Source organism: Neisseria flava, assembly GCF_982712965.1.
The window spans coordinates 1-7,677 of record NZ_CEXQBZ010000063.1 but is presented as its reverse complement, the minus strand read 5'-3'; the positions used below and the strand labels follow the sequence as shown (position 1 = coordinate 7,677).

General features: G+C 50.9%; 7 protein-coding genes, 1 other RNA gene and 1 riboswitch. Of the genes, 6 read left to right on the top strand and 2 right to left on the bottom strand.

All coding sequences use genetic code 11. The features are described 5' to 3' along the window. Nucleotides 1-184: 184 nt before the first annotated feature. A complete protein-coding gene (gene thiC / locus AC5M9B_RS03860; protein WP_045073155.1) occupies nucleotides 185-2,086 on the bottom strand; it encodes a phosphomethylpyrimidine synthase ThiC in 1,902 nt (633 codons plus the stop codon). 91 nt (nucleotides 2,087-2,177) lie between these two features. Continuing rightward, nucleotides 2,178-2,277: riboswitch (TPP riboswitch) on the bottom strand. 213 nt (nucleotides 2,278-2,490) lie between these two features. Continuing rightward, complete coding sequence (locus AC5M9B_RS03855; protein ID WP_487648277.1) at nucleotides 2,491-3,675, bottom strand: cytochrome-c peroxidase; 1,185 nt, start codon at nucleotides 3,673-3,675, stop codon at nucleotides 2,491-2,493. Between the two features lie 327 nt (nucleotides 3,676-4,002). On the opposite strand from AC5M9B_RS03855, the gene AC5M9B_RS03850 reads away from it, so the two are divergent. The 6 genes from AC5M9B_RS03850 to rpsI all read left to right on the top strand — a co-directional run bounded on the left by AC5M9B_RS03850 (nucleotide 4,003) and on the right by rpsI (nucleotide 7,050). Further along, a complete protein-coding gene (locus tag AC5M9B_RS03850) occupies nucleotides 4,003-4,992 on the top strand; it encodes an NAD(P)H-dependent glycerol-3-phosphate dehydrogenase (protein WP_060975563.1) in 990 nt (329 codons plus the stop codon). 141 nt (nucleotides 4,993-5,133) lie between these two features. Beyond that, nucleotides 5,134-5,457 (top strand): hypothetical protein, encoded by a 324-nt coding sequence (locus AC5M9B_RS03845; protein WP_045073161.1) that lies wholly within the window; start codon nucleotides 5,134-5,136, stop codon nucleotides 5,455-5,457. A gap of 9 nt (nucleotides 5,458-5,466) precedes the next feature. Continuing rightward, nucleotides 5,467-5,769 (top strand): cell division protein ZapA, encoded by a 303-nt coding sequence (locus AC5M9B_RS03840; RefSeq protein ID WP_003744050.1) that lies wholly within the window; start codon nucleotides 5,467-5,469, stop codon nucleotides 5,767-5,769. A gap of 7 nt (nucleotides 5,770-5,776) precedes the next feature. Then, nucleotides 5,777-5,956, top strand: a non-coding RNA gene (gene ssrS, locus AC5M9B_RS03835) — 6S RNA. A 260-nt stretch (nucleotides 5,957-6,216) separates the two neighbouring features. Continuing rightward, entirely contained in the window at nucleotides 6,217-6,648 is a 432-nt protein-coding gene (gene rplM / locus AC5M9B_RS03830; protein WP_003744049.1) for a 50S ribosomal protein L13, read from the top strand. 9 nt (nucleotides 6,649-6,657) lie between these two features. Next, nucleotides 6,658-7,050, top strand: a complete 393-nt coding sequence (gene rpsI, locus AC5M9B_RS03825; RefSeq protein ID WP_003744048.1) for a 30S ribosomal protein S9 — start codon at nucleotides 6,658-6,660, stop codon at nucleotides 7,048-7,050. Nucleotides 7,051-7,677 lie beyond the last annotated feature (627 nt).

Here is a 7,677-nt window from a genome sequence, read left to right as displayed (position 1 = left end):
AATTCCGGAAGCCTTTTTCAAATACCTGTTTCTTGGAATTTTTGATGAATTTCCACCTGTCTTAGAATAGCTGCGGAGGATAGGAGCTCCGTCAGAAATGGAGCAGATTGGTTTATATGCCCAAAATTTCAGGTTTCCAATAAAACCAAAAGGTCGTCTGAAAACTTTTCAGACGACCTTTTTATCAACTGTAAATCTCAGCCCCTTTCTTCACAAACTCGACCGCTTTTTCTTCCATGCCCTGCCGTTGGGCTTTTTGCTTGTCGGCGTAGTCGCGCACTTCCTGCGTGATTTTCATCGAGCAGAATTTGGGGCCGCACATTGAGCAGAAGTGGGCGATTTTCGCGCCTTCGGCGGGCAGGGTTTCGTCGTGGAAGCTTTCGGCGCGTTCGGGGTCGAGGCTTAAGCGGAATTGGTCGCGCCAGCGGAACTCGAAACGCGCCTTGCTCAGGGCGTTGTCGCGCAACTGTGCGCCCGGCCAGCCTTTGGCAAGGTCGGCGGCGTGGGCGGCGAGTTTGTAGGTGATGATGCCGGTGCGCACGTCTTCTTTGTCGGGCAGGCCGAGATGCTCTTTCGGGGTAACGTAGCAGAGCATGGCTGTGCCGTACCAGCCGATATTGGTCGCGCCTATGCCCGAAGTGATGTGGTCGTAGCCGGGGGCGATGTCGGTAACGAGCGGGCCGAGTGTGTAGAAAGGCGCTTCAAAGCAGTGTTGCAGCTCTTCGGTCATGTTTTCTTTGACGCGTTGCAACGGGACATGGCCGGGGCCTTCGATCATGACTTGTACGTCGTGTTCCCACGCTTTGGCGGTCAATTCGCCCAAGGTGTGCAGCTCGGCAAATTGGGATTCGTCGTTGGCATCGGCAATGCAGCCGGGGCGCAGGCCGTCGCCGAGGCTGAACGACACGTCGTAGGCTTTCATGATTTCGCAGATTTCGTCGAAATGCGTGTAGAGGAAGTTTTCCTGATGATGGGCGAGGCACCATTTCGCCATGATGGAACCGCCACGCGATACGATGCCGGTGAGGCGGTTGGCGGTCATCGGCACATAGCGCAGCAACACGCCCGCGTGTATGGTGAAATAGTCCACGCCTTGTTCCGCCTGCTCGATTAAGGTGTCGCGGAACAAATCCCAAGTCAAATCTTCGGCGATGCCTCCGGTTTTTTCCAAAGCCTGATAGATGGGCACGGTGCCGATGGGGACGGGCGCGTTGCGGATAATCCATTCGCGCGTTTCGTGGATGTGCGCGCCTGTGGACAAATCCATAATCGTGTCTGCGCCCCAACGCAGCGACCACACCATTTTTTCGACTTCTTCGGTCAGGCTGGAGGTTACGGCGGAATTGCCCAAGTTGCCGTTGATTTTGACGCGGAAGTTGCGGCCGATAATCATCGGTTCGAGTTCGGGGTGGTTGATGTTGGCAGGGATAATCGCGCGTCCGGCGGCGATTTCTCGGCGCACGAATTCGGGTGTGATTTGGTCGGGATGGGTCGGGATGTTCGCGCCGAAACTTTGCCCTGCGTGCTGTTTCAAGAGCTTGGCGTATTCGGGTCGTCTGAAAAGTTCGTCCAGCTTCATGCGTTCGCGTATGGCGACAAATTCCATTTCGGGCGTGATGATGCCTTGGCGTGCATAATGGAGCTGGGTTACGTTTCTGCCTGCTTTGGCGCGGCGTGGGCGGGTGATTTGGTTGAAACGCAGATGGGCGGTTTGCGGGTCGTGCGCGCGTTCGATGCCGTATTCGCTGGAAAGCTTGGGCAGGATTTCTGTATCGCCGCGTTCGTCCAGCCATGCGGTGCGGACGTGCGGCAAACCTTGTTTCAGGTCGATGTGTGCCGCCGGATCGCCGTATACGCCGCTGGTGTCATAGACGGGAATCGGCGGGTTGGCTTCCGTGCCTTGCGCCGTGTAGGTGTCGTCTTGACGGATTTCGCGCAAAGGCACGCGGATGTCGTCGCGGCTGCCTTGCAGATACACGCGTTCCGAGTTCGGATATTTGAAGCGGATGCCGATGTCTTCGCTCAAGTCGGCAAGCTCACGCGCTTCGTTGCCGGAGGTTTTGGCGGTTTTCTTTGGCGTAGTCATAAAAAATGCTCCTGTTTTCTCGTTTGAAAAGAAGAAACAGGAGCGTTTTGCTTTTTCAGACGACCCCATATCAAAAAAGGTCGTCTGAAAGACAGAATCCGTGAAAACTCCCCACGCAGGTATTATCCCGATCGGGTGTAAAGGGTATTTCTCAGCCGCCTGAACATCAGGCAGCACCCCTGTTTCGTAAGAGAAGGATTATAAACCACGATTGGGGTTTATTGGAAATCTTAACAGGATTGACATCGGTATTTTAAGGAATGAATTGCTTGAATATCGAGGGGATAGCTATATTGTGTTTCCATAAATCGAAACGTCGTCTGAAAAGCAGGACAACTTTTTCAGACGACGTTTGGTATGGCACAAATTTAGGATAACGGGTTCCGTTACCCTAAATCTACCGCTTATTTATTGTTCGGATGGGATTCCATCGGCGCAGACAAAGGCAGTTCGGGCATGGTGCGGGCGGAGTCGGAAACGCTGCCGGACAGTGTTTTCAGGAAGGCAACGATGTTTTCAGTTTCTTCCGGAGTCAGGTCTTTACCCAGCTGCGCTTTACCCATGATGGTAACAGCTTTGTCCAATTCCCAAACGCTGCCGTTGTGGAAATATGGATAAGTTTTGGCGACGTTGCGCAAGCCTGGTACGCGGAAGAAGAATTCGTCTTCAGCTTTTTTGGTTACGTCGGCACGGCCTTTGTCGTGTTTCGGATCTTCGATGAATTTCCAGTACGGTCCTTCAACCAAACCGAATTTTTGGAAGGTTGCGCCGCCGAGGTTGACGCCGCTGTGGCAGGCGATACAGCCGTTGTCCATAAAGGCGCGCACGCCTTTGCGCTCTTGCTCGTTCAGGGCGTTGACGTTGCCTTTGAGGTAGTCATCCCATTTGGTCGGCGTCAGCAGAGTACGTTCGAATGCGCCCAGTGCGGTGGTGATGTTTTTGAAGGAAACTGCGCCGTCTTCGGGGAAGGCGGTTTTAAACAGTTCTTGATATTCGGGGATTTTGGCGATTTTGGCAGCGGCTGCTTCTTGCGAGTCGTTTGCCATTTCCACAGGGTTCACCAACGGTCCGCCGGCTTGTTCTTCAACGTCAGCCGCGCGTCCGTCCCAGAACTGCATGCCGAGCAGGGCGGCGTTTAAAGCGGTCGGGGAGTTGCGTCCGCCAAACTGTCCTTTATGGCCTTGGCTGGTCGGCAGGTTGTCCACGCCTGCAGTGGCAAGGTTGTGGCAGGAGTTGCAGCTTACGGTGTTGCCTTTGGAGAGGCGCGGCTCATACCATAATTGATGGCCGAGTTTGACCTGTTCTTCGGTAAACGGGCGCAGTTTCTGCATTTCTTCGGCGCTCGGCAGCGGTTTGAAGATGCCTTGTGCGCGTTTGAGCAGCTCTTGATCTTCAGGAGAAGCGTTGCTGTCAACGGCGGCTTGGGACGCTGCTGAGGCGGTTGAAGCAGCGTCAGGGGTCGTCTGAACGGCAGAGGCCTCGGTCGGTGCGGAAGCAGGTTTTTGTTCCTTGCTTTCCTGTCCGCCACAGGCGGCTAATGCGGATAAAACAGCAAGCGACAGGAGCAGTCGGGTGTTGCGGTGGTTCATGGCGTGTTCCTTTTTGTAGTGGATATTATTATGAGTAAGCACCGTTTCCGTTGATTGCCGTGATGAATGGCGGGCGAAAATAGGGAATGGCATTCCGCTTTGTTTGCGTCCGTTTGATATGTCCGGCTTTTTTGTCCGCGAAGTATAAACAGCGGGCGTGGTTTGCCCTTTGCGGTAAATCAATATTGGATTTTCAATAGAGATAAGCAATATATGTGATAGCTTCTGCGTTTTCATGCGGTTTTCATGTTGAATAGGCCTCTATCGCTTGCACTGCCAAGCCGATTGGTTTAAATTAAACGACAATTTACCGTTGGAAGACACACAATGAAAATTACCGTCATCGGCGCAGGTTCTTGGGGTACAGCCCTTGCCCTGCACTTTGCCAGCCACGGCAACGAAGTCGCCCTTTGGACACGCAATCCCGAACAAGTCCGTACATTGCAGGCAGAACGTGAAAACAAACACGGCCTGCCCGGTTTCCCTTTCCCTGAATCCTTAACCGTTTACGCTGATTTGGGTGATGCACTCAAAGACAGCGGGCTCGTCCTTGTCGTAACTTCTGTCGCAGGTTTGAGAAGCAGCGCAGAACTCCTCAAACAACACAATGCCGACCATATCCCTGTCCTTGCCGCCTGCAAAGGCTTTGAACAAGACACAGGGCTATTGACCTTCCAAGTATTGAAAGAAGTATTGCCTGAGAACAAAAAAATCGGCGTGCTGTCAGGTCCGAGCTTTGCCCAAGAACTCGCCAAACAACTGCCTTGCGCCGTGGTTGTCGCCTCAGAAAATCAGGAATGGATTGAGGAATTGGTGCCGCAGCTCAACACCAACGTAATGCGCCTTTACGGCAGCACGGACGTTATCGGCGTGGCTGTCGGCGGTGCCGTCAAAAACGTGATGGCAATCGCCACCGGTCTTTCCGACGGTCTCGAATACGGGCTCAATGCGCGTGCGGCGCTGGTGACGCGCGGTCTCGCCGAGATTACCCGTCTTGCCATGGCTATGGGTGCGCAGCCCAAAACCATGATGGGGCTTGCCGGCATCGGCGACCTTATCCTGACCTGTACCGGCGCGCTTTCGCGCAACCGCCGTGTCGGTTTGGGTTTGGCAGAAGGCAAAGAACTGCATCAAGTGTTAGTGGAAATCGGCCATGTTTCCGAGGGCGTCAGCACCATCGAAGAAGTGTTTAACACCGCTGTGAAATACCAAATCGATATGCCCATTACCCAAACCCTGCTGCAACTCATCCGCAAGGAAATGACCCCGCAGCAAGTGGCAGAAAGGCTCATGGAGCGCAGCGCGCGCTTTGAGTAAGATCGAACGGCAAAGGTCGTCTGAAAACATCAAGCTAAAAAGTTTCAGACGACCTCAAGATTCGGCAGCGATTGACATCCCTGCATCATCATCCTAATATCCTGACCGCCTGCCACCATGCGGCAATACGGAAGCCTATACATGAATCAATCACTCGACACCTTGGAAGTCAGCGTTTACCAGCTGGCCCAAAAATTTGAAACCCTTGTTGGTGAAAACCGCCGCCTTAATGAAGAAATCGACCGCCTCAAGCTCGAGCATGAACAACAAAAGCGCGAACACGAAGCCGCCGTTGACGAATTGAGCGAAGCGTTGCTCGTGCAAGTCGGCAAACTCAAAGAAGACCTTCAAGGCAAAATCGACAATCTTAATGCCGAAAAAGAACAATACCGCAGCGCGTTGGGGCAGACTGCAGAAAAAATCCGCCAGCTCATTTCCCGCCTGCCGCAAGAAACGCAATCATAAGGACACGCCATGAGTATCGAACAAGTCAGCCTCGACATCATGAATGTCAATTTCACCATCAACACCCCGAGTGAAGAAAAAGATACCCTGCTCCAAGCTGTTGATATGCTCAACAAAAAAAGTGCCGCCATCAAAGAGAGCGGACGCATTGTCGGCAGTGATAAAATCGCCATTATGACCGCGCTCAACGTTGTCCACGACCTCCTTAAAATCACACTCAAAGACGATTTGGCAATAGGTGAATTTGAGCGTAAAATAACCGACATGAACAACGCCTGCCAAAAAGCTTTGGCGCGGTTGGAACAAAACTGATTTTTCTTTTTCCCTGCGGTGTCCGCGAAGGCATATATTCCTTTGAACCAATAAGTTCGCTTAAGGTTGCCGGGAGTTGCAGTGGGCGCGAGCGTCTATCCTTAGATGCACCCGAAACTGCCCGAGGTGACCGCCTTGTCAACAAGGTTCAAGCGGATTCAGCCAAAACGGCTCTCGCGGGGATTCCCATATCAAGCCATGCCCGATTGCGGCATGGCTTTCATTTATCATCGGCTTCGACGTCGTCTGAAAAACCAAACTTAAAATCAAAAAATATATCCCGATATTTTGGAACATCAGCAATGTTTTCCAACCTAAAAACAACATTTCCCAATGCATAAAAACGCCATCATAGAAAAAACACTTTCAGACGACCCCAATCCGATTGACAAAAGCCAATCCCATCTTTAAAATTCACAACTTTCTATATCTATCTGGATTTCCACTATGAAAACCTTTTCAGCGAAACCCCACGAGGTGAAGCGCGAATGGTTCGTTATCGACGCCCAAGACAAAGTTCTGGGTCGCGTTGCAGCCGAAGTCGCACACCGTCTGCGTGGCAAGCACAAACCTGAATACACCCCCCACGTTGACACCGGCGACTACATCATCGTCATCAACGCGGACAAACTGCGTGTAACCGGTGCCAAATTCGAAGACAAAAAATACTTCCGTCACTCCGGCTTCCCCGGCGGTATCTACGAGCGTACTTTCCGCGAAATGCAAGAGCAATTCCCGGGCCGTGCTTTGGAACAAGCCGTAAAAGGCATGTTGCCTAAAGGTCCATTGGGTTACGCCATGATCAAAAAACTGAAAGTGTACGCTGGTGCAGAACACGCCCATGCCGCACAACAACCCAAAGTTTTGGAATTGAAATAAGGACACGACATGAACGGTAAATACTACTACGGCACAGGCCGCCGCAAAAGTTCAGTGGCTCGTGTATTCCTGACTAAAGGTACCGGCCAAATCATCGTAAACGGTCGTCCCGTTGACGAATTCTTCGCCCGCGAAACCAGCCGCATGGTTGTTCGCCAACCTTTGGTTCTGACTGAAAACGCTGAGGCGTTCGACATCAAAGTCAACGTTATCGGCGGCGGCGAAACCGGTCAATCCGGCGCGATCCGTCACGGCATTACCCGCGCCCTGATCGACTTCGACGCTGCGCTGAAACCTGCCTTGTCTCAAGCCGGTTTCGTTACTCGCGATGCTCGTGAAGTTGAACGTAAAAAACCAGGTCTGCGCAAAGCACGCCGCGCAAAACAATTCTCCAAACGTTAATTCGTTTTTGGAATCTCAAAAAGCCCTGCAATGCAGGGCTTTTTTGTGTGAAGCTCGTGACATCTAAGTATTGAAACTATTAAAAGAATAATGAAACCCTCTCCAAAAAATGGATTTCAATAAGTAGGAGATGCCTGTTTTTAAGATACAGGTATGTAATAGGAATGTTTGGGATGTTGCTGTGAATTTTAATTTCATGAAGCTACATTTAATGAAGTGTTGTAAATTAACTAATATGAATAATAGAAAATGTACCGTTTATCCAAATAAACTAACGCTTATCTTATATTCTGAGCAATTTATTCAAAAAATTTCACTTCTTAACAGCATTTAATACTAAGGTTTGTATAATGCAAAGTGCTGACACACACCGCTCTTTTATCCCTTTTGGGCGGTGCAGCAAGTAAGACGTTTTCCCGCAATGTATTGGCCATTCATACTTCTCCCTTGGTATGAATGGTTTTTTTTATCTAAGTTTTTTATGTTGCCTTATGAAGATGAAGAGGTCGTCTGAAATATATTTTCAGACGACCTTTGTGATTTTGTATTCTGAGACCTTTGCAATAACATAGGTTACTAAAATTTTATGCTCAATCTCATTTTCAAAATGCAAAACCTTTCTGATTT

What these genes read in the sequence shown, in the direction of transcription:
- thiC (WP_045073155.1), bottom strand. Translation starts at nt 2,086, where the DNA reads ATGACTACGCCAAAGAAAACCGCCAAAACCTCCGGCAACGAAGCGCGT.
- AC5M9B_RS03855 (WP_487648277.1), bottom strand. Translation starts at nt 3,675, where the DNA reads ATGAACCACCGCAACACCCGACTGCTCCTGTCGCTTGCTGTTTTATCC.
- AC5M9B_RS03850 (WP_060975563.1), top strand. Translation starts at nt 4,003, where the DNA reads ATGAAAATTACCGTCATCGGCGCAGGTTCTTGGGGTACAGCCCTTGCC.
- AC5M9B_RS03845 (WP_045073161.1), top strand. Translation starts at nt 5,134, where the DNA reads ATGAATCAATCACTCGACACCTTGGAAGTCAGCGTTTACCAGCTGGCC.
- AC5M9B_RS03840 (WP_003744050.1), top strand. Translation starts at nt 5,467, where the DNA reads ATGAGTATCGAACAAGTCAGCCTCGACATCATGAATGTCAATTTCACC.
- rplM (WP_003744049.1), top strand. Translation starts at nt 6,217, where the DNA reads ATGAAAACCTTTTCAGCGAAACCCCACGAGGTGAAGCGCGAATGGTTC.
- rpsI (WP_003744048.1), top strand. Translation starts at nt 6,658, where the DNA reads ATGAACGGTAAATACTACTACGGCACAGGCCGCCGCAAAAGTTCAGTG.